Raw genomic sequence first — 19,744 nt, forward strand, 5'->3', positions numbered from 1 at the left:
ATAAACCGCGTCTTATTGATCTGTCAGGCCATTCCCATGAGCTTCAGCCCCCTGATCCGCCAACTGATCGACGCCTTGCGCATCTTGCCCGGCGTCGGCCAGAAAACCGCCCAGCGCATGGCCCTGCAGCTGCTGGAGCGTGACCGCAGTGGCGGCACGCGCCTGGCCCAGGCCCTGAGCCAGGCTATGGAGGGTGTCGGTCACTGCCGCCAATGCCGCACGCTGACCGAGCAGGAACTCTGCCCGCAGTGCGCCGACCCGCGCCGTGACGACACGCAACTGTGCGTGGTCGAGGGGCCGGTGGATGTGTACGCAGTGGAGCAGACCGGCTATCGAGGTCGCTACTTCGTGCTCAAGGGGCATCTCTCGCCGCTGGACGGGCTGGGGCCGGATGCCATCGGCATTCCACAGCTGATGGCGCGGATCGAGGAGCAGGGCACCTTCAGTGAGGTGATCCTGGCCACCAACCCCACGGTGGAAGGGGAGGCGACGGCGCACTACATCGCCCAGCTGCTGGCCGAGAAGGGCCTGACTGCCACGCGCATCGCCCATGGCGTGCCGTTGGGTGGCGAGCTGGAATTGGTGGATGGCGGGACGCTGGCTCACGCCTTTGCCGGGCGCCGGCCGATTTCGCTGTAAGTCGTTGCAAAGTATCGCGGGGCCAGTCGCATCGGCGCACCGCCGCTCCCGCGCAGATCAACATGCGTGGAAGCGGCGGTGCGCCGATGCGACTGGCCCCGCGATCGTTTTGAAGGCGAACTCAGTATTCGCTCAGGGAAAACTCGGTCAGGCAGAAGGTCGGCACCCCGGCCGCCTGCAGGCGACGCGAGCCTTCCAGTTCCGGCAGGTCGATGATCGCCGCCGCCTCGAACACTTGCGCACCGGTGCGGCGCACCAGGTTGGCGGCCGCCAGCAGGGTGCCGCCGGTGGCAATCAGGTCATCGAAGATCAAGACCGAATCCCCATCGCAGAGACTGTCGGCATGCACTTCCAGGAAGGCCTCGCCGTATTCGGTCTGATAGCCCTCGGACAGCACGTCAGCCGGCAGCTTGCCCTGCTTGCGGAACAGGATCAGCGGCTTGTTCAGCTGGTGAGCAATGATCGAGCCAATCAGGAAGCCTCGCGCGTCCATGGCGCCGATATGGCTGAACTCGGCCTCGACATAGCGCTCGATGAACTGGTCGGCGACATAGCGCAGCCCGCGCGGCGACTGGAACAGCGGGGTGATGTCGCGGAAGATCACGCCCGGCTTGGGGAAGTCCAATACCGGGCGGATCAAGGCTTTGAGGTCGAAGGTGTCGCTGTGCATGGGGCGGGTATCCTGGAAAAACTCGGCGTCAGTATACCCTTTTAGCGCGGCGATCAGACCTCGAGTGCACCACCGGCTAGCGCGCACAACTGGATCGGGTCGAGAATGTGCACTTCCTTGCCCTCGGCCTTGAGCAGGCCGTTCTGCTGGAAGCGGGTGAACACGCGCGACACGGTTTCCACCGCCAGGCCCAGGTAGTTGCCGATCTCGTTGCGCGACATGCTCAGGCGGAACTGGTTGGCCGAGTAACCACGGGCGCGGAAGCGCGCCGACAGGTTGACGAGGAAGGTGGCGATGCGCTCGTCGGCGGTCTTTTTCGACAGCAGCAGCATCATCTGCTGGTCGTCACGGATCTCGCGGCTCATCACCCGCATCAGCTGACGGCGCAGCTGTGGCAGCTGTACCGAGAGTTCGTCGAGGCGCTCGAAGGGGATCTCGCACACCGAGGTGGTTTCCTGGGCCTGGGCCGACACCGGGTAGGCCTCGGTGTCCATGCCGGACAGGCCGACCAACTCGCTGGGCAGGTGGAAACCGGTGATCTGCTCTTCACCGCTGTCGCTGAGGCTGAAGGTCTTGAGGGCGCCGGAACGTACTGCGTAGACCGAGCCGAAATTGTCACCCTGGCGGAACAGGAACTCGCCTTTCTTCAGCGGGCGGCCGCGTTTGACGATTTCATCCAGTGCGTCCATGTCTTCCAGGTTCAGGGACAGGGGCAGGCACAGGGGGGCCAGGCTGCAATCCTTGCAGTGGGCCTGGTTGTGTGGGCGCAGTTTTACTGGCTCGGACATTTCTTTCGATCCTTGTGGGAAAGCACACATAAGCCGTAAGGATAACCTGCGGCATGGGCTGTAGGCCAGTGTGCGCATTTTTGGTGCACGCTAGCAGCGGTGCGGAAGGTGTGTCCCGTCACCGTTCAACTGTCCATAGTGTGCCTCGAAAGGCGGGCTGTCCATGCGGTGAAACGCCTCAAGCGCCTCAGATCACCCGCGAGAAACGCTGGCGGTTCTGCTGCGCGAGGTAGGCGTCGAACACCATGCACACCGAGCGCGCCAGCAGGCGGCCGGCCGGCAGGATGCGGATGCCCTTGGCGTCCAGGCTGATCAGGCCGTCGCGTTGCATGGCTTGCAGTTGTGGCCACTGCTCCTTGAAGTAGCCGCGAAAATCGATGGTGAAGGCGTGTTCGATCGCTTCGAAATCCAGTTCGAAGTGGCAGATCAGTTGCTGGATCACTGCGCGGCGCAAGCGATCGTCCTGGTTGCACATCAGGCCGCGCTGGGTCGCCAGCTGGGCGGTGGAGAGGGAGTCCTGGTAGGTGTTGAGGTCGCTGCTGTTCTGGCAGTAGAGGTCGCCGATCTGGCTGATCGCCGACACGCCCAGGCCGATCAGGTCGCAGTGGCCGTGGGTGGTGTAGCCCTGGAAGTTGCGTTGCAGGGTGCCTTCTTCCTGGGCGATGGCCAGCTCGTCGTCGGGCAGGGCGAAGTGGTCCATGCCGATGTAGCGGTAGCCGGCGGCGGTCAGTTGGTCGATGGTGGCGTGCAGCATCTCCAGCTTGGCCGCCGGGGCCGGCAGGTCACTACTGTCGATGCGCCGCTGGGGCATGAAGCGTTCGGGTAGATGCGCGTAGTTGAATACCGACAGACGGTCGGGCTGTAGGCGGATCACTTCTTCTACGGTGCGGGCGAAGCCTTCCGGGGTCTGCTTGGGCAGGCCGTAGATCAAGTCCAGGTTGATCGAGCGGAACTGCAGGGTGCGCGCCGCTTCGATCAGGGTGCGGGTCTGCTCCAGGCTCTGCAGGCGGTTGACCGCGCGCTGCACGGCGGGGTCCAGATCCTGCACGCCGAGGCTGACACGGTTGAAGCCCAGCTCGCGCAACAGGCCCATGGTCGACCAGTCGGCCTCGCGCGGGTCGATCTCGATGCCGTAGTCGCCGGAGTCGTCGTCCAGCAGGTGGAAGTGCTGGCGCAGGGTGGCCATCAGCTGGCGCAGTTCCACATGGCTGAGAAAGGTCGGCGTGCCGCCGCCGAAATGCAGCTGCTCGACGACTTGCTTGGGGTCGAGGTGGCAGGCGATCAGCTGGATTTCCTGCTCCAGGCGTTGCAGGTAGGGCGCGGCGCGGCCGCGGTCCTTGGTGATGACCTTGTTGCAGGCGCAGTAGTAGCAGATGTTGGCGCAAAACGGCACGTGCACGTACAGCGACAGTGGGCGGGCGGCGCGGCGGCTCTCGCGCAGGGCGTGGAGCAGGTCGAACGAGCCCACTTCGCCATGCAGTTGCACAGCGGTCGGATAGGAGGTGTAGCGTGGTCCGGCCAGATCGTAGCGACGAATCAGGTCGGCGTCCCAGCGTAGGTCGTCGAGCATGTGGGTAGTCCCCGGATAAAGCTGCAGTGTCCGGAGTCTAGGGGCGGATGTAAGAAATCGTGTTGATTTGTATCAGGAGATCTGGTGGTCGCAGTAGCCTCTCAATGCCCCATGAGCCAGTGCTGGTGAGGCCCGGGCAGGGTCCACAGGCCAAAGAGGATCACCAGCACGCCACCGGCCATGCGTACCCCGCGATTGCGCAACAGGGCACCGACGCGCTCCGCGGCGAGCCCCGTGGCCAGCAGCACCGGCCAGGTGCCCAGGCCGAACGCCAGCATCAGCGCCGCGCTGTACAGTGCATCGCCCTGGCTCGCCGCCCACAACAGTGTGCTGTACACCAGGCCGCATGGCAGCCAGCCCCACAGGGCGCCCAGCAGCAAGGCCCGGGGCAGGCTGGACACCGGCAGCAAGCGCGTGGCCAGCGGCTGCACATGGCGCCAAAGCCCGCGCCCCAGTGCCTCGATACGGGTCAGGCCGCTCCACCAGCCGGCCAGGTACAGGCCCATGGCGATCAGCAGCAACGCGGCCGCGACCCGCAAACCGGTCGCCAGCGGGCTGCTGGCCAGGGCCACGCCAGCCAGGCCGAGCAGCAAGCCGGCGGCGGCATAGCTGAGGATGCGCCCGAGGTTGTAGGCCAGCAGCAGGCGCAGGCGCCGGCTGCGCTGCTCGGGGGGGATGGCCAGGGTCAGGGCGCCCATCAGGCCGCCGCACATGCCAAGGCAATGGCCGCCCCCGAGCAGGCCCAGGACCAGCGCCGAGCCCAGCAGGGGGATCAGTTCAGGCACGCGGGGCAGGGTCCTGGTCTTCGGGTTTCTCGCCCTTGGGCTTCACGGCGGCCTGGTGGCAGGGGTCCTGGTCATCGAACAGGATGCTGTGGGCCGGGCCTTCCAGATCGTCGTACTGGCCGCTGTCCACCGCCCAGAAGAAGATGTACACGGCGACACCGACCAGCAGCAGGGCGGCGGGAATCATCACGTAGAGGGCGGGCATAGCGGTTTCCTTTCGAGCGACGCGGGCTCGCGCCCGGGCGGCGTCACGCCGCTGGGCAGCCGGGTCAGGCGCAGGGCGTTGAGCACCACGATCAGCGAGCTGACCGACATGCCGATCGCCGCCCACACCGGGGTGATCCAGCCGAGCGCGGCGAACGGCAGCATGAGGCCATTGTACAGCGTCGCCCAAAGCAGGTTCTCGATAATGTTGCGGCGGGTCCGGCGGGCCAGGTCGAAGGCCTGCACCAGCGCCTGCAGGCGGTTGGACAGCAGCACCGCGTCGGCGCAGGTCTTGGCCAGGTCCGTGGCGCTGCCCATGGCGATGCTGATGTCGGCGGCGGCCAGCACCGGTACATCGTTGACGCCGTCGCCAAGCATCAGCACCTTGCGGCCTTCACCCTGCAGCGTTTTCAGGCGGGCGAGCTTGTCGTCCGGACGCAGGCCGCCGACGGCCTGGTCGATGCCCAGTTGCGCGGCGACCTGCGCAACCATCGGCGAACTGTCGCCGGACAGCAGCAGCGTGTTCCAGCCGCGTGCCTTGCAGGCGGTCACCAGGTCGTGAGCGTCGTCGCGCAGGCGGTCATCCAGGCCGAACCAGGCCAGTGGGCCCTGCCGGTCCCCGAGCAGCAGCCATTGCCCCTGTGGTTCCGGCACGTTGGGTACCTCGGCGCCACTGAGGGCGCAGACGAAGGTGGCCTGGCCGATGCGCAGGCGCTGGCTTGCCAGTATGCCCTCCAGGCCTAGCCCCGGCACGGCGGTGACGGTTTCGGCCGCCTGCGCGGCGCGGCCGAAGGCGCGGGCGATGGGGTGTTCGGAGCGATTTTCCAGCGCCGCCGCCAGCGCCAGGCACTGGTCTGTGTCCAGTCGGCCCAGCGGGCGGATGCTGCGCAGGGCCAGGCGGCCTTCGGTGAGGGTGCCGGTCTTGTCGAAGATCACCGTGTCGATCTGGTTGAGGCCCTCGAGCACATGCCCGCGGGTCACCAGCAGGCCGAGCTTGTGCAGGCTGCCGGTGGCGGCGGTAAGGGCGGTGGGGGTGGCCAGCGACAGGGCGCAAGGGCAGGTGGCGACCAGCATGGCCAGGACGATCCAGAACGCCCGGGGCGCATCGAGCTGCCACCAGAGGACACCGATCACGGCGGCGGCAACCAGCGTGAACAGCAGGAACCATTGTGAGGCGCGGTCGGCGATTTCCGCCAGGCGCGGTTTTTCCGACTGGGCGCGCTCCAGCAGGCGGACGATGGCCGACAGGCGCGAGTCCTGGCCCAGGGCCTGGACCTCGACCGTGAGTGTGCTTTCGACGTTGAGGGTGCCGCCGGTCACCCGGTCGCCGACGTGGCGTGCCAGAGGCAGGTATTCGCCGGTCAGCAGCGATTCGTCGACGCTGGAGCGGCCGTCGACGATCAGCCCGTCGGCCGGGATCACCGCGCCGGGCAATACCTGCACGTGGTCGCCGCACTGCAGTTCGCCGAGCAGGATGCGCTCGCCCTGGCCGTTGGCGTCCAGTCGCAGGCACGAGGCCGGCAGCAGGTTGACCAGCTGCGCGGTGGCCGCCGCGGTACGTTCGCGGGCGCGGCGCTCCAGGTAGCGGCCGGTGAGCAGGAACAGGGCGAACATGCCCACGGTGTCGAAATACAGTTCGCCGTGGCCGGTAATCGCGGTCCAGATCCCGGCGCAGTAGGCCAGGGCGATGGCCAGCGACACCGACAGGTCCATGGTCAGGTGGCGGGTACGCAGGTCGCGGGCCGCGCCCTTGAAGAACGGTGCGCAGCTGTAGAACACGATGGGCGTGGTGAGGAACAGCGCGACCCAGCGCAGGATGGTGTGCAGCTCGGGCGACAGGTCGATGTTGAATTCCGGCCAGGTGGCCATGGTCGCCATCATCGCCTGGAACCACAGCAGCCCGGCCACGCCCAGGCGGCGCAGGGCGCTGCGGTTCTCCCGGGCCAGCTGTTCGGCGGCCTGGTCGGGCTGGTAGGGATGGGCGGCGTAGCCGATGTGGCGTAGCCCGGCCAGCAGCTGCGACAGTGGCAGTTGCTGGTCGTCCCAGTTGACCAGCAGGCGATGGTTGGACAGGTTCAGCCGGGCGTCGACGACGCCGGGCAGGGTGCGCAGGTGCTTCTCGATCAGCCAACCACAGGCGGCGCAGCTGATGCCCTCGACCAGCAAGGTGGCCTCGGCCAGTTCGCCTGTGTGGCGCACGAAGGTCTGCTGCACGTCGCTGCGGTCGTATAGGGCCAGCTCGTCCTGGAGTTGGCGGGGCAGGGCCTCGGGGTTGGCGCTGGTGTCGCTGCGGTGCTGGTAGTAGTGCTCCAGGCCCCCGGCGACGATGGACTCTGCCACTGCCTGGCAGCCGGGGCAGCAGAATGCCCGGGGCTCGCCAAGCACCACGGCGGTGAAGCGGCTGCCGGCGGGGACGGGCAGGGCGCAGTGGTAGCAGGGGGTGGGTTGGCTCATCGACATCTCTTCTTGCTGCAGCGGGTTCGTGGCAGCGGGCTTGCCCCGCGATGGGCCTGGAATGCTGGTTTTCAGGCCCGCCCCCCACGAGGTGTGGTGTGTCGCTGTTACTGGTGCTCGGCCCCTTGAATGGCTTCATCGCCCAGCTGCAAGGTCACCCCATGCTCGACCTTCTCCTCCTCGAACAACCGCCACACATGGTCGTCCTGGCTGCCGAGCAGCTCGACGAAGCGCCGGCCGTCGACCTTGTCGTCCAGCTGGCCGACATAGCGGCCTGGCTCGGTGCGTGCCAGCTGCACCTTGCGGTCCTTGGCCGGCTGGGTCGGCGAGATCAGGTTCAGCTCCAGCGCCTGCGGGTCGCTGTTGCCGGTCAGGCGCACTTCGACCTCGCCGGTCAGCTCGTCCAGGTGCACGCTGGCCTTGAGGTTGAGGGTCTGGGCCAGCAGCTCGCGGTCCAGCGAACGGTTGATACCCTTGCCGGCCTCGTAGTAGTTGTCGTTGACCAGGTTGTCCGGGTTGCGCACGGCGATGCTGACCATGGTCAGGCTCAGGCACACCGAGGTGGCCAGGATGCCGATGATGATCCAGGGCCAGAGGTGCTTGTACCAGGGGCTGGCGGCGGTGGCGGCAGGCATTGTCTAGGTTCTCTTTCAGCGGATCTGTGGGCCGATGAAGCGGCTCTTGGCTTCAACCTGGCTGGCGCTGTCGTCAGCGTCCTTGAGGATGAAGGTGATTTCGTTGGTGGTCGAGGGCAGCTGCTCCGGTGCGACCGACAACTGCACCGGCAGGTTGACGATATCGCCGGCGGCCACGCGGATCTCGCGTTGGCCTTCGAGCTTGAGGTCGGGCAGGCCGGCGGCGTCGAGCACGTAGACGTGGTCGCGCTGGTCCTTGTTCATCACCTTGAGGCTGTAGACGTTCTCGATCCGGCCTTGTGCGTTCTCGCGGTACAGCACGCGGTCCTTGGCCACGTCGAAGCCCACCAGCGAACGGGTGGCGAAGGCGGTGACCAGAGCGCCGATCATCACCAGCAGCACCAGGGCATAGCCGATCAGGCGCGGGCGCAGCATGTGGGTCTTCTGCCCGGACAGGTTGTGCTCGGTGGTGTAGCTGATCAGGCCCTTGGGGTAGTTCATCTTGTCCATGATGCTGTCGCAGGCGTCGATGCAGGCGGCGCAGCCGATGCACTCGATCTGAAGGCCGTCGCGGATGTCGATGCCGGTGGGGCAGACTTGCACGCACATGGTGCAGTCGATGCAGTCGCCCAAACCCTTGGCCTTGTAGTCGATGTCCTTCTTGCGCGGGCCGCGGGTTTCGCCGCGGCGCGGGTCGTAGGAAACGATCAGGGTGTCCTTGTCGAACATCACGCTCTGGAAGCGCGCGTACGGGCACATGTAGATGCACACCTGCTCGCGCAGCCAGCCGGCGTTGCCGTAGGTGGCCAGGGTGAAGAAGCCGACCCAGAAGTAGGCCCAGCCATCGGCTTGGCCGGTGAAGAACTCGATCGCCAGTTCGCGGATCGGCGAGAAGTAGCCGACGAAGGTCATGCCGGTGACGAAGCCGATCAACAGCCACAGGCTGTGCTTGGCCAGCTTGCGCAGGAACTTGTTGGCGCTCATGGGCGCCTTGTCCAGCTTCATGCGCTGGTTGCGGTCGCCTTCGGTGACTTTCTCGCACCACATGAACACCCATGTCCACACGCTCTGCGGGCAGGTGTAGCCGCACCAGACCCGGCCGGCGTACACGGTGATGAAGAACAGGCCGAAGGCGGCGACGATGAGGATGCCCGAAAGCAGGATGAAGTCCTGGGGCCAGATGGTGGCGCCGAAGATGTAGAACTTGCGCTCGGGCAGGTTCCACCACACGGCCTGGTGGCCGCCCCAGTTCAGCCAGACGGTGCCGAAATACAGCAGGAACAATACCGCGCCACCGACCATCCGCAACCTGCGGAAAATGCCGGTGAAGGCGCGGGTATAGATTTTTTCGCGCGAGGCGTAGAGATCGACGGAATCCTTCCCTTTGCTGGCAGGCGGGGTGACGTCATGTACCGGAATTTGCTTGCTCATCATCAAGTCCCACGGCAGTGGAGAAATGCCGCGGCCAGTGCGTGCCGGCCGCAGTCTCGCGCGTTCTGCTAGCGCTCTGCGGCCCATGATACGCCTGTGATAGCGCATGCGGGGCGCACTGCGACACTTAGTCGCGTTGGGTTCGTGGTGTGAATCGTGTTATGGCGGGTGTCAATTGATTCAGGTCAGCTTGTGCTGAGTTTGCGGGCCTCATCGCGGATGAATCCGCTCCTACAGGGGCGCGTAGGAGCGGATTCATCCGCGAGGGGCCGGGCCTGTCTTACTCGGTTGCGGCCGGTTCCGCCTGATGCGACAGGCTATACACGTACGCCGCCAGCAGATGCACCTTGTCGTTGCCCTGCATCTGCGCCTGGGCCGGCATCTGGCCCTGGCGACCATAGCGGATGGTCTGTTGCAACTGGGCGAAGCTCGAACCGTAGATGAACGCTTGCGGGTGGGTCAGGTTGGGCGCGCCCATCGCCGGGGTGCCCTTGCCTTCGGGGCCGTGGCAGGCCACGCAGTTGGTGGCGAAGATTTCCTTGCCCTTGGCCGGGTCGGCCTTGGCGTCCTCGGGCAGCTTGCGACCGTCGAGGTTGGTCAGCACGAAGGCCGCCACATCCGCCACGCCCTGTTCGCCGATGACCGTGGCCCAGCCCGGCATCACGCCATGACGACCGTTCATGATGGTGGTCTTGATGGTCTCCGGCTCACCCCCCCAGCGCCAGTCGTTGTCGGTCAGGTTGGGGAAGCCGTAGGCGCCGCGGGCATCGGAACCGTGGCATACCGAGCAGTTGGAGGCGAACAGGCGCGCGCCCATCTTCAGTGCCTGCGGATCCTTGGCCACTTCCTCCACCGGCATGGCGGCGAACCTGGCGAAGATCGGCCCGAAGCGGGCGTCGGCCTTGGCCATTTCCTTTTCCCACTCGTGCACGCCGGTCCAGCCGGCCTGGCCGTTGGAAAACTCGGTCTTCTTTTCGTTGTCGACGTAGGCGTATCCCGGCAGGATGCCTTTCCAGTTGCCCAGGCCTGGGTAGAGCACCAGGTAGCCGAGGGCGAAGACGACGGTGCCGACGAACAGCCAGAACCACCATTTCGGCAGGGGGTTGTCGTACTCCTCGATGCCGTCGAAGGCGTGCCCGACGACTTCGTCGGTGATTTCCTCGCGCTGGCCCCGGCGGGTCGACAGCAGCAGCCAGGTCAAGGCGAAGATGGTGCCCAGGGTCAGGACGGTGACGTACAGACTCCAGAAGGTTGTCATTGTTGTTTGCTCCTAGAAGCTTGTGCTTGCTCGACGTGACGGGTGGCTTCGGGATCGTCCGCGAACGGCAATTGCGTTGCCTCGTCGAACTCCTTCTTGCGCCGCGGGCTGAACACCCACAGCGCCAGGCCCACGAAGGCCACCAGCACCACGACGGTGCCCAGGCCGCGAATCATCCCGATATCCATCACGGTCACCGTTTGCTCTTGATGAGGGTGCCAAGGCCTTGCAGGTACGCGACCAGGGCGTCCATCTCGGTCTTGCCCTTGACCGCGTCGGCGGCGCCGGCGATGTCTTCATCGGTGTAGGGGGTGCCCAGGGTGCGCAGCACTTCCATCTTCTTGGCGGTGTCCTTGCCGTCGAGCTTGTGCTCGACCAGCCACGGGTACGACGGCATCTTCGACTCCGGCACCACGTTGCGCGGGTTGTACAGGTGCGCACGGTGCCAGTCGTCCGAGTAGCGCCCGCCGACCCGGGCCAGGTCCGGGCCGGTGCGCTTGGAGCCCCACAGGAACGGGTGGTCCCACACGCTTTCACCGGCTACCGAGTAGTGGCCGTAGCGCTCGGTTTCGGCGCGGAACGGGCGGATCATCTGCGAGTGGCAGCCGACGCAGCCTTCGCGGATGTAGATGTCGCGGCCTTCGAGCTCCAGCGCGGTGCGTGGCTTCATGCCCTCGACCGGCTTGTTGGTGACGTCCTGGAAGAACAGCGGGACGATCTGGGTCAGGCCGCCGACGCTGACGGCGATGACCATGAAGAAGGCCATCAGGCCAATGTTCTTCTCGACTGCTTCATGCTTCATCAGTGGGCTCCCACGACGACGATCTTGGTGGCTTCCTCAGCCTCCACCGGGTTGGCGGCGCGCACGGTGCGGTACACGTTGTAGGCCATCAGCAGCATGCCGGAGGCGAAGAACGCACCGCCCAGGGCGCGAACGATGAAGCCCGGGTGGCTGGCCTGCAGGGCTTCAACGAAGGAGTAGGTGAGGGTGCCGTCGTCGTTGATGGCGCGCCACATCAGGCCCTGGGTGATGCCGTTGACCCACATCGAGGCGATGTACAGCACGGTGCCGATGGTCGCCAGCCAGAAGTGCGCGTTGATCAGCCCGACACTGTGCATCTGCTGGCGGCCGTAGAGTTTCGGGATCATGTGGTAGACCGCGCCGATCGAGATCATCGCCACCCAGCCGAGGGCGCCGGCGTGGACGTGGCCGATGGTCCAGTCGGTGTAGTGCGACAGCGAGTTGACCGTCTTGATGGCCATCATCGGGCCTTCGAAGGTGGACATGCCGTAGAACGCCAGCGACACCACGAGGAAGCGCAGGATCGGGTCGGTGCGCAGCTTATGCCAGGCGCCCGACAGGGTCATCATGCCGTTGATCATGCCGCCCCAGCTCGGCGCCAGGAGGATGATCGACATCACCATGCCCAGCGACTGCGCCCAGTCCGGCAGCGCGGTGTAGTGCAGGTGGTGGGGGCCGGCCCAGATGTACAGGGTGATCAGCGCCCAGAAGTGCACGATCGACAGGCGATAGGAGTAAATCGGCCGTTCGGCCTGCTTGGGCACGAAGTAGTACATCATCCCCAGGAAACCGGTGGTGAGGAAGAAGCCCACGGCGTTGTGGCCGTACCACCACTGGATCATCGCGTCGGTGGCCCCGGCGTAGGCCGAGTAGGACTTGAACAGGCTCACCGGCAGCGAGATGTGGTTGACGATGTGCAGCATCGCGGTGACCACGATGAAGGCGCCGTAGAACCAGTTGCCGACATAGATGTGCTTGGTCTTGCGCTTGACGATGGTGCCGAAGAACACCAGGGCGTAGGTGACCCAGACGATGGCCAGCAGGATCGCCAGCGGCCACTCGAGCTCGGCGTATTCCTTGGTGGTGGTGAAGCCCATCGGCAGGGTGATCAGCGCGCCGACGATCACCGCCTGCCAACCCCAGAAGGTGAAGGCGGCCATGCTGTCGGAGATCAGGCGGGTCTGGCAGGTGCGCTGCACCACGTAGTAGCTGGTGCCGAACAGGGCACAGCCACCGAAGGCGAAAATCACCAGGTTGGTGTGCAGCGGGCGCAGGCGGCCGAAGCTCGTCCATGGCAGGTCCAGGTTGAGCTGGGGCCATACCAGTTGCGAGGCGATGAAGACGCCGAGCCCCATGCCAAGGATCCCCCAGACCACCGTCATGATGGCGAACTGGCGGACGACCTTATAGTTATAAGCAGTCGGACTGATTGCAGTGCTCATTCTAAGGTTCCACGGTTTGGGTGTTCTTGTTGGTTGGTAAATCGGCGCCAGTATTGATAACCACCAGGGTTATGGCAACGCAAGTTGTGTACGCCGACCCGTGTCCAGGCCCTTTTCGCCACCGTCCCGTGGCGTTGGGGGCTGAACGATTGTACACAAATAAATATTTGTAATGTGTACCGTTTTCCATGTTTTTCTGATCGTTCGGTCAAGCTTTTGTTCTTGGGGCGGGCACGCAAGGCACATCCCAAAGCCGCAGGCTCGAGCGTCCAGGTTGGATGCGTGATGTCAGGCTGTGCACCACGTCTGTTCCGGTCGCTGCGAGCGGAGCCACTGTGGCAACAAGCTTAGTTGTGTTCGGAGGGGGTGCAAGGCGGGGAGGGTAGAGCGGGCCTGTGGGAGCGGTCTTGCTCCCACAGGGGGGTTGCGCTTGCTTACTTGGCGGTTACGGTTTCCGGCACTTCATCCTGCGACAGGCTGTAGACATAGGCCGCCAGCAGGTGGACCTTGTCATTGCCCTGGATATCCTGCTGCGCCGGCATCTGGCCCTGGCGGCCGTAGCGGATGGTCTGCTGCAGCTGGGCGAAGCTCGAGCCGTAGATGAACGCCTGCGGGTGGGTCAGGTCGGGTGCGCCCATGGCTGGGGTGCCCTTGCCTGCGGGGCCGTGGCAGGCCACGCAATTGCTGGCGAAGATCTCCTGGCCCTTGGCCGGGTCGGCCTTGACGCCTTCCGGCAGGCTGCGGCCATCGAGGTTGGTCAGCACGAACGCGGCGACATCCGCCACGCCCTGCTCGCCGATCACCGTGGCCCAGCCCGGCATCACGCCGTGGCGGCCGTTCATGATCGAGGCCTTGATGGTCTCCGGCTCGCCGCCCCAGCGCCAGTCCTTGTCGGTCAGGTTGGGGAAACCGTACGAGCCCTTGGCGTCGGAGCCGTGGCACACCGAGCAGTTGGAGGCGAACAGCCGGCTGCCCATCTTCAGCGCCTGCGGGTCCTTGGCCACTTCCTCCACCGGCATGGCGGCATACTTGGCGAAGATCGGGCCGAACTTGGCGTCAGCCTTGTCCATCTCTTTCTGCCACTCGTCCACCTGGGTCCAGCCGTTCTCGTAGCCGGGCAGGATGCCTTTCCAGTTGCCCAGGCCCGGGTAGAGGATCAGGTAACCGACCGAGAATACCAGGGTGCCGACGAACAGCCAGAACCACCATTTCGGCAGCGGGTTGTCGTACTCCTCGATGCCATCGAAGCTGTGGCCCATGGTCTGGTCGGTGGTGTCGCTGCTCTGGCCCTTGCGGGTGCCGAGCAGCAGCCAAGTCAGGCCGATCAGGCTGCCGATGGTCAGTACGCTGATGTACGTACTCCAGAAGGTGGTCATTGCCGGGTACTCCTCATTGCAGCAGGTTCCTGCCCGGCGGGGGGCAGGCGGTCGTCGACGAAGGGCAGCAGGCGCGCTTCGGCGAAATCACGGTCGCGGCGGCGGTTGAACACCCAGAGCGACAAGCCGATGAAGGCGATCATCACCACCAAAGTGCCCAGGCCGCGGATCATGCCGATGTCCATTTCCATCGCACTCACCTCTTGTTCTTGATCGCGGTGCCGAGCACCTGCAGGTAGGCGACCAGCGCGTCCATCTCGGTCTTGCCCTTGACCGCGTCCTTGGCACCGGCGATGTCGTCGTCGGTGTACGGCACGCCCAGGTTGCGCAGGACGCGCATCTTGACGTCGGTGTGGCTGTTGTCGACCTGCGAGGACACCAGCCACGGGTAGGACGGCATCTTCGACTCAGGCACCACGTTGCGTGGGTTGTACAGGTGCGCACGGTGCCAGTCGTCCGAGTAGCGCCCGCCGACTCGAGCCAGGTCCGGGCCGGTGCGCTTGGAGCCCCACAGGAACGGGTGGTCCCAGACGCTTTCGCCGGCCACCGAGTAGTGGCCGTAGCGCTCGGTTTCGGCGCGGAACGGCCGGACCATCTGCGAGTGGCAGCCGACGCAGCCTTCGCGGATGTAGATGTCGCGGCCTTCGAGCTGCAGGGCGGTGTAGGGCTTCATGCCTTCGACCGGCTTGTTGGTCACGTCCTGAAAGAACAGCGGGACGATCTGGGTCAGGCCGCCGATGCTGACGGCGAACACCATCAGCAGGGCCATCAGGCCTATGTTTTTCTCAACGACTTCGTGTTTCATCAGGCTCTACTCCTCAAGCCAGCTGGGCGTTGGCGGTGGCTTGCTCGGCAGCCGGGGCACGCACGGTGCGCCAGGTGTTCCAGGCCATCAGGAACATGCCGCTGAGGAAGATCACGCCGCCGACGAAGCGCACGACGAAGCCTGGGTGGCTGGCCACCAGGGTTTCGACGAACGAGTAGGTCAGCGTGCCGTCGCTGTTGACCGCGCGCCACATCAGGCCCTGGGCGATGCCGTTGACCCACATCGAGGCGATGTAGAGCACGGTGCCAATAGTGGCCAGCCAGAAGTGCGCGTTGATCAGCCCGAGGCTGTACATGCGCTCCTTGCCGAACACTTTCGGGATGGTGTGGTACAGCGCGCCGATGGAGATCATCGCCACCCAGCCGAGCGCGCCGGCGTGGACGTGGCCGATGGTCCAGTCGGTGTAGTGGGACAGGGCGTTGACCGTCTTGATGGCCATCATCGGGCCTTCGAAGGTGGACATGCCGTAGAACGCCAGCGAGACGACCAGGAAGCGCAGGATCGGGTCGCTGCGCAGCTTATGCCAGGCGCCCGAGAGGGTCATCATGCCGTTGATCATGCCGCCCCAGCTCGGTGCCAGGAGGATCAGCGACATGATCATGCCCAGCGACTGCGCCCAGTCCGGCAGCGCGGTGTAGTGCAGGTGGTGCGGGCCTGCCCAGATGTACAGGGTGATCAGCGCCCAGAAGTGCACGATCGACAGGCGATACGAATACACCGGACGTTCGGCCTGCTTGGGCACGTAGTAGTACATCATCCCCAGGAAGCCGGCGGTGAGGAAGAAGCCCACGGCGTTATGGCCGTACCACCACTGCACCATGGCATCGGTGGCGCCGGCGTACAGCGAGTAGGACTTGGTCAGGCTGACCGGTACTTCCAGGTTGTTGACGATATGCAGGATCGCCACGGTCAGGATGAAGGCGCCGAAGAACCAGTTGCCGACATAGATATGCTTGGTGTTGCGCTTCATCAGCGTACCGAAGAACACCACGGCATAGGCGACCCAGACGATGGTGATCAGGATGTCGATCGGCCACTCCAGTTCGGCGTACTCCTTGGTGCTGGTGTAGCCCAGCGGCAGGCTGATGGCCGCCAGCAGGATCACCAGTTGCCAGCCCCAGAAGGTGAACGCGGCCAAGCGCGGTGCGAACAGGGTGGTCTGGCAGGTGCGTTGCACCGAATAATACGAGGTGGCGAACAGGGCACAGCCACCGAAGGCGAAGATCACCGCGTTGGTATGCAAGGGTCGCAGGCGGCCGAAGCTGGTCCACGGCAGGTCAAGGTTGAAGGCGGGCCAGGCGAGCTGGGCGGCAATGAAGACGCCGAGCCCCATCCCGACGATGCCCCACACCACCGTCATGATGGCGAATTGGCGGACCACCTGATAGTTGTAGGCGGTACTGCTGGTTGTGTTCATGTATGGGTTCCCATCCACGGTTATAGGCAGGCTAGACAGCGAGGCAAGCATGATTAATGGGCAAAGTGCCGGTATTGACGGGGATCAATGGGCGAAGATCGGAAATGTCCCAGGCTTGCGCTGCGATCCTCCGCAAATTCCGGCGGATCGCGGCGTTTGCGGCTGCCTGATCCTGGCCCACGGCGCCGGTGCGCCGATGGACAGCGGGTTCATGGAGGACATGGCGCAAAGGCTGGCGGGGCAAGGGGTAGGGGTGGTGCGCTTCGAGTTTCCCTACATGGCCGAACGACGGTTGAACGGCGGCAAGCGGCCGCCCAATCCGCAGAAGGTGTTGCTGGAGTCCTGGCGGACTGTATACGAACAGGTGCGGCGTTTAGCCGCAGGCCCGTTGGCCATAGGTGGAAAGTCCATGGGAGGGCGCATGGCCAGCCTGTTGGCTGATGAACTGGGCGCCGATGCGCTGGTGTGCCTGGGGTATCCGTTCTATGCCGTTGGCAAGCCGGAGAAACCTCGCGTGGAGCATCTTGCAGGCCTGCGCACACGCACGCTGATCGTGCAGGGCGAGCGGGATGCCCTGGGCAATCGCGAGGCGGTCGAGGGGTATGCGCTATCGCCGGCGATCGAGGTGAGCTGGCTGGCGGCGGCGGACCATGATCTGAAGCCGCTGAAGGCGTCGGGGTTCAGCCATGAGCAGCATATGCAGGCGGCGGCGGAGCGGGTGGCGGCGTTTCTCAAGGTCTAGGCCGCTTGGGGCTGCTTTGCAGCCCATCGCCGCGGTTCGTCGCCACGACAAGCCGGCTCCCACTCCGACCACGCTGCCCTCAAGCCAAGCGCCGTCCCTGTGGGAGCCGGCTTGCCGGCGATGAGGCCGTTACAGGTTGGTGCTTAGTCGCGGTACTCGCACAGGTAGGCAGTGTCCACGGCCACCTTCAGCTGAAACTTGCTGTCGGCGGCCACGTTGAACTTGTCGCCAGCATTGAAGGTTTCCCAGTTGTCGCTACCTGGCAGCTTCACGCTCAGGGCGCCGGAGACCACGTGCATGATTTCGCGCTTGGCGGTGCCGAACTCGTACTCGCCCGGGGCCATCACGCCCACGGTGGCTGGACCTTCCTTGCCTTCGAAGGCGATCGACTTGACGGTGCCATCGAAGTACTCATTGACCTTGAACATCGGGCGACTCCTGAAAAAGCAATGAAAAAAGGCTGGCCAGTATGCCCAAGGCCCGCCCCAGCGTCATCTGTTTCAGGCCGTGTCCGGCGGCAGGCTCAAGGGCAGCAGGCGGGCGGTGTTGCGGGCGTCTTCCAGGGCTCGGTGCTGCTGCCCGGAAAACTGCAGGCCGGCCAGTTGCAAGGCGCTGTTCAGGCCCGCCGGGCGCTGCAGGTGGCGGGCCTTGGCGAAGCGTTGCTTGAGGTTGATGTGCGGCAGTTGTTCCAGCAGGCTGCGCACATGGTGCAGTTGCCATTCCTGCAGCAGCTGCTTGCGGTCGTAGTCGCCCCAGCTGACCCACGCCTGCAACTGTGCCTGGTGCGGCTGCAGCCACTGTTCGAACTGGCGCCAGACCCGGTCGAATTTCTCCGCGCCATCGACGTCGGCCTGGGTGATGTGGGTCAGTTCGCAGCAGAATGGCGTCAACTGCGGCCGCCGCCTGGGGCGCACGAAACGCTGGAAGTGATCGACCTCGCGCCCTTCGCGGGTAACCAGGCTTGCGCCGATTTCAATGATTTCCATCTCCGTGACCGGCCAGCCGCCGTCGTCGGTGGTGGCTTCCAGGTCGATCACCAACCAGTGGCCCATGCCAGGCTCCCCTTCAATGCACAAAGGCCGGCGCGCTGATCTGAGCGGGCCGGCCGGTAGAGCGTAGCCAAAGTCGAGAGCCACGGCATCCCCTGGCACTTTGGCATATTCGGCGGTTGTGCCCATGTGGGAAAACGCCTAGTTTAGGCGCATTCAGGCCCCTACCCGTGATGAGTGTCTCGACTTGATCCCACTGCCCAGCGTCAAGATTTCCTCTTCCCTGCTGTTGTTCGTTGCGGTAGCGCTGGGTGGTGCGGCGCGGGCAGACGAGGTGCTGGAAGTGAAGATCGGGGCGGCGCACTTTCCCCCGTATACCGTGCGCCCCGAACAGGGTGCCGATACCGGTTTGCTGCCGCAATTGGTCGAGGCGTTGAACCGTTTGCAGTCCCGGCACCGTTTCGTCCTGGTGCCCACCTCGATTCCCCGGCGCTTTGGCGACTTCCAGCAAGGCCGCACCGACATGGCGATCTTCGAGAACCCGCAGTGGGGCTGGCAGGAGATTGCCCACAAGACCGTGGACATGGGGCTGGAAGATGCCGAGGTGTTCGTCAGCCGTCAGCAGGCCGGGCGTGACCAGCACTACTTCGACGATCTCGAAGGCAAGCGCCTGGCGCTGTTCAATGGCTACCACTACGCTTTCGCCGATTTCAACCCGGACCCGGCCTGGTTGAAGAAACGCTACAGGGCGACCCTGACCTATTCCCACGACAGCAACCTGAACATGGTCGAGCGTGGGCGTGCGGACATCGCCCTGGTCACCCGTTCGTACCTCAGCGATTTTCTCAGGCGCAACCCGGACAGTGCCGGCCAGTTGCTGGCCTCGCAACGGGTCGACCAGGTCTACCATCACTACGCGCTGCTGCGCCCAGGGGCGTCCATCAGCCCCGAGGCGTTCGCCAGCCTGTTGCGCCAGCTGCGGGAAAACGGCGAGCTGCTGCGGATCTTCCAGCCTTACCAGATCACCGTCGAAGCGCCGCACGACTAGGAGCCTAAATTTCGGCAAGGCTGTCGCGTATTCAGTAGGGAGCGGGCAGGCTGTTGCAGTGCCCACGGCAAACACGCCCCTGTTGGAGCGGGCTTGCCCCGCGATGACGGCCTCAGCCCAGGCGGCTGCTCTTGCGGCAATGGATCAGCGCATCGCGGATCATGAAGTTGACCAGCGTCGGCGAGACCCCCAGCTCCTTGGCGATATCCTTCTGCGGTACGCCATGCAGGCGGTACATCTCGAAGGCGTAGCGGGTGCGTTTGGGCAGTTCGTCGAGGGCGTCGGCAATGTGTTCCAAGGTAGCGAGGTTGATATGGGTGGCCTCGGGCGAGGCGTTCTGGATGACCACGTTCATCCCTTCCTCCTCGCTGCCGGAGTACCTGAGTTCCATGGCCTGCTTGCGGTAGTGATCGATGGCCAGGTTGCGCACGATCTGGAACAGGTAGCTGAGCTGGGCCTTGAACGATGAGGTGATCTGCGGGGCGGCGCTGAGCCTGAAGAAGGCATCCTGCACCACATCCTCGGCGCGGGAGCGGCAGCCGGTGATGCGGGCTGCGATCTTGACCAGGATGCTGCGGTTGTCGACGAATGCCTGGAGTAATGGTGAATCGCACTTACTTGTGGATAGTTGTTCCGCCATGGAAATCACCTTGTCTCAGAGAGGAGAG

Annotated in this window: 22 protein-coding genes; 3 read left to right on the plus strand and 19 right to left on the minus strand. The window is 64.8% G+C overall.

Features of this window, described 5'->3' with window-relative positions:
- The first annotated feature begins 36 nt into the window (after positions 1 to 36).
- Positions 37 to 639, plus strand: a complete 603-nt coding sequence (gene recR / locus ACZ9C1_RS00645) for a recombination mediator RecR (RefSeq protein WP_217868997.1) — start codon at positions 37 to 39, stop codon at positions 637 to 639.
- Positions 640 to 760: 121 nt separating this feature from the next.
- Here recR and ACZ9C1_RS00650 read toward each other — a convergent pair whose 3' ends face one another.
- The 16 genes from ACZ9C1_RS00650 to ccoN (ACZ9C1_RS00725) form a co-directional block, all read right to left on the minus strand.
- Positions 761 to 1,309, minus strand: coding sequence for an adenine phosphoribosyltransferase (locus ACZ9C1_RS00650; RefSeq protein WP_139672510.1), 549 nt, complete (start codon positions 1,307 to 1,309; stop codon positions 761 to 763).
- Positions 1,310 to 1,362: 53 nt separating this feature from the next.
- Positions 1,363 to 2,097 (minus strand): Crp/Fnr family transcriptional regulator FnrA, encoded by a 735-nt coding sequence (gene fnrA, locus ACZ9C1_RS00655; protein WP_023630845.1) that lies wholly within the window; start codon positions 2,095 to 2,097, stop codon positions 1,363 to 1,365.
- A 187-nt stretch (positions 2,098 to 2,284) separates the two neighbouring features.
- Entirely contained in the window at positions 2,285 to 3,667 is a 1,383-nt protein-coding gene (gene hemN / locus ACZ9C1_RS00660) for an oxygen-independent coproporphyrinogen III oxidase (RefSeq protein WP_476253389.1), read from the minus strand.
- Positions 3,668 to 3,768: 101 nt separating this feature from the next.
- Positions 3,769 to 4,452 (minus strand): sulfite exporter TauE/SafE family protein, encoded by a 684-nt coding sequence (locus ACZ9C1_RS00665; RefSeq protein WP_102684670.1) that lies wholly within the window; start codon positions 4,450 to 4,452, stop codon positions 3,769 to 3,771.
- Positions 4,445 to 4,657, minus strand: a complete 213-nt coding sequence (gene ccoS, locus ACZ9C1_RS00670; RefSeq protein WP_102684671.1) for a cbb3-type cytochrome oxidase assembly protein CcoS — start codon at positions 4,655 to 4,657, stop codon at positions 4,445 to 4,447. Before ccoS ends, ACZ9C1_RS00665 begins: the two co-directional genes overlap by 8 nt.
- Complete coding sequence (locus tag ACZ9C1_RS00675; RefSeq protein ID WP_476253390.1) at positions 4,639 to 7,110, minus strand: heavy metal translocating P-type ATPase; 2,472 nt, start codon at positions 7,108 to 7,110, stop codon at positions 4,639 to 4,641. Before ACZ9C1_RS00675 ends, ccoS begins: the two co-directional genes overlap by 19 nt.
- A 107-nt stretch (positions 7,111 to 7,217) precedes the next feature.
- The gene (locus ACZ9C1_RS00680) at positions 7,218 to 7,745 is read right to left on the minus strand and encodes a FixH family protein (protein ID WP_102684959.1); all 528 of its coding nucleotides are present in this window, start codon (positions 7,743 to 7,745) and stop codon (positions 7,218 to 7,220) included.
- A 15-nt stretch (positions 7,746 to 7,760) separates the two neighbouring features.
- Positions 7,761 to 9,176, minus strand: coding sequence for a cytochrome c oxidase accessory protein CcoG (gene ccoG, locus ACZ9C1_RS00685; protein ID WP_139672498.1), 1,416 nt, complete (start codon positions 9,174 to 9,176; stop codon positions 7,761 to 7,763).
- A 280-nt stretch (positions 9,177 to 9,456) separates the two neighbouring features.
- Positions 9,457 to 10,434, minus strand: coding sequence for a cytochrome-c oxidase, cbb3-type subunit III (gene ccoP / locus ACZ9C1_RS00690; RefSeq protein WP_367856636.1), 978 nt, complete (start codon positions 10,432 to 10,434; stop codon positions 9,457 to 9,459).
- Entirely contained in the window at positions 10,431 to 10,622 is a 192-nt protein-coding gene (locus ACZ9C1_RS00695) for a cbb3-type cytochrome oxidase subunit 3 (RefSeq protein WP_102684962.1), read from the minus strand. The genes ccoP (ACZ9C1_RS00690) and ACZ9C1_RS00695 overlap by 4 nt, the downstream gene beginning before the upstream one ends.
- 5 nt (positions 10,623 to 10,627) lie before the next feature.
- On the minus strand, positions 10,628 to 11,236 hold the full coding sequence (gene ccoO / locus ACZ9C1_RS00700; protein WP_023631369.1) for a cytochrome-c oxidase, cbb3-type subunit II: 609 nt from the start codon (positions 11,234 to 11,236) through the stop codon (positions 10,628 to 10,630).
- Entirely contained in the window at positions 11,236 to 12,678 is a 1,443-nt protein-coding gene (gene ccoN, locus ACZ9C1_RS00705) for a cytochrome-c oxidase, cbb3-type subunit I (protein ID WP_046856465.1), read from the minus strand. The genes ccoO (ACZ9C1_RS00700) and ccoN (ACZ9C1_RS00705) overlap by 1 nt, the downstream gene beginning before the upstream one ends.
- 434 nt (positions 12,679 to 13,112) lie before the next feature.
- Complete coding sequence (ccoP, locus tag ACZ9C1_RS00710; protein WP_102684963.1) at positions 13,113 to 14,054, minus strand: cytochrome-c oxidase, cbb3-type subunit III; 942 nt, start codon at positions 14,052 to 14,054, stop codon at positions 13,113 to 13,115.
- Positions 14,051 to 14,245 carry a cbb3-type cytochrome oxidase subunit 3 gene (locus tag ACZ9C1_RS00715; RefSeq protein WP_023632287.1) on the minus strand — a complete coding sequence of 65 codons (195 nt, stop codon included), beginning with the start codon at positions 14,243 to 14,245 and terminating at the stop codon, positions 14,051 to 14,053. Before ACZ9C1_RS00715 ends, ccoP (ACZ9C1_RS00710) begins: the two co-directional genes overlap by 4 nt.
- Before the next feature lie 5 nt (positions 14,246 to 14,250).
- The gene (ccoO, locus tag ACZ9C1_RS00720) at positions 14,251 to 14,859 is read right to left on the minus strand and encodes a cytochrome-c oxidase, cbb3-type subunit II (RefSeq protein ID WP_046856462.1); all 609 of its coding nucleotides are present in this window, start codon (positions 14,857 to 14,859) and stop codon (positions 14,251 to 14,253) included.
- A gap of 13 nt (positions 14,860 to 14,872) precedes the next feature.
- Positions 14,873 to 16,297: a cytochrome-c oxidase, cbb3-type subunit I gene (ccoN, locus tag ACZ9C1_RS00725; RefSeq protein ID WP_050706570.1), complete on the minus strand. Its 1,425-nt coding sequence runs from the start codon at positions 16,295 to 16,297 to the stop codon at positions 14,873 to 14,875.
- A gap of 49 nt (positions 16,298 to 16,346) precedes the next feature.
- Between ccoN (ACZ9C1_RS00725) and ACZ9C1_RS00730 the strand changes: the two genes are divergently transcribed.
- Positions 16,347 to 17,039 carry an alpha/beta family hydrolase gene (locus tag ACZ9C1_RS00730; protein WP_102684971.1) on the plus strand — a complete coding sequence of 231 codons (693 nt, stop codon included), beginning with the start codon at positions 16,347 to 16,349 and terminating at the stop codon, positions 17,037 to 17,039.
- A gap of 143 nt (positions 17,040 to 17,182) precedes the next feature.
- Here the strand turns inward: ACZ9C1_RS00730 and ppnP are convergent, their stop codons facing one another.
- Both ppnP and ACZ9C1_RS00740 read right to left on the minus strand, forming a co-directional pair.
- Positions 17,183 to 17,467 carry a pyrimidine/purine nucleoside phosphorylase gene (gene ppnP, locus ACZ9C1_RS00735; protein ID WP_038705716.1) on the minus strand — a complete coding sequence of 95 codons (285 nt, stop codon included), beginning with the start codon at positions 17,465 to 17,467 and terminating at the stop codon, positions 17,183 to 17,185.
- Positions 17,468 to 17,539: 72 nt separating this feature from the next.
- Entirely contained in the window at positions 17,540 to 18,091 is a 552-nt protein-coding gene (locus tag ACZ9C1_RS00740) for a 3'-5' exonuclease (RefSeq protein ID WP_476253391.1), read from the minus strand.
- 184 nt (positions 18,092 to 18,275) lie between these two features.
- Here ACZ9C1_RS00740 and ACZ9C1_RS00745 point away from each other — a divergent pair, with 184 nt between their 5' ends.
- On the plus strand, positions 18,276 to 19,076 hold the full coding sequence (locus tag ACZ9C1_RS00745; protein ID WP_102684965.1) for a substrate-binding periplasmic protein: 801 nt from the start codon (positions 18,276 to 18,278) through the stop codon (positions 19,074 to 19,076).
- A gap of 112 nt (positions 19,077 to 19,188) precedes the next feature.
- Here ACZ9C1_RS00745 and ACZ9C1_RS00750 read toward each other — a convergent pair whose 3' ends face one another.
- Positions 19,189 to 19,716 carry an RNA polymerase factor sigma-70 gene (locus ACZ9C1_RS00750; RefSeq protein WP_046856458.1) on the minus strand — a complete coding sequence of 176 codons (528 nt, stop codon included), beginning with the start codon at positions 19,714 to 19,716 and terminating at the stop codon, positions 19,189 to 19,191.
- Positions 19,717 to 19,744: the final 28 nt, after the last annotated feature.

The sequence above is a fragment of the Pseudomonas sp. TE21435 genome, assembly GCF_056279265.1.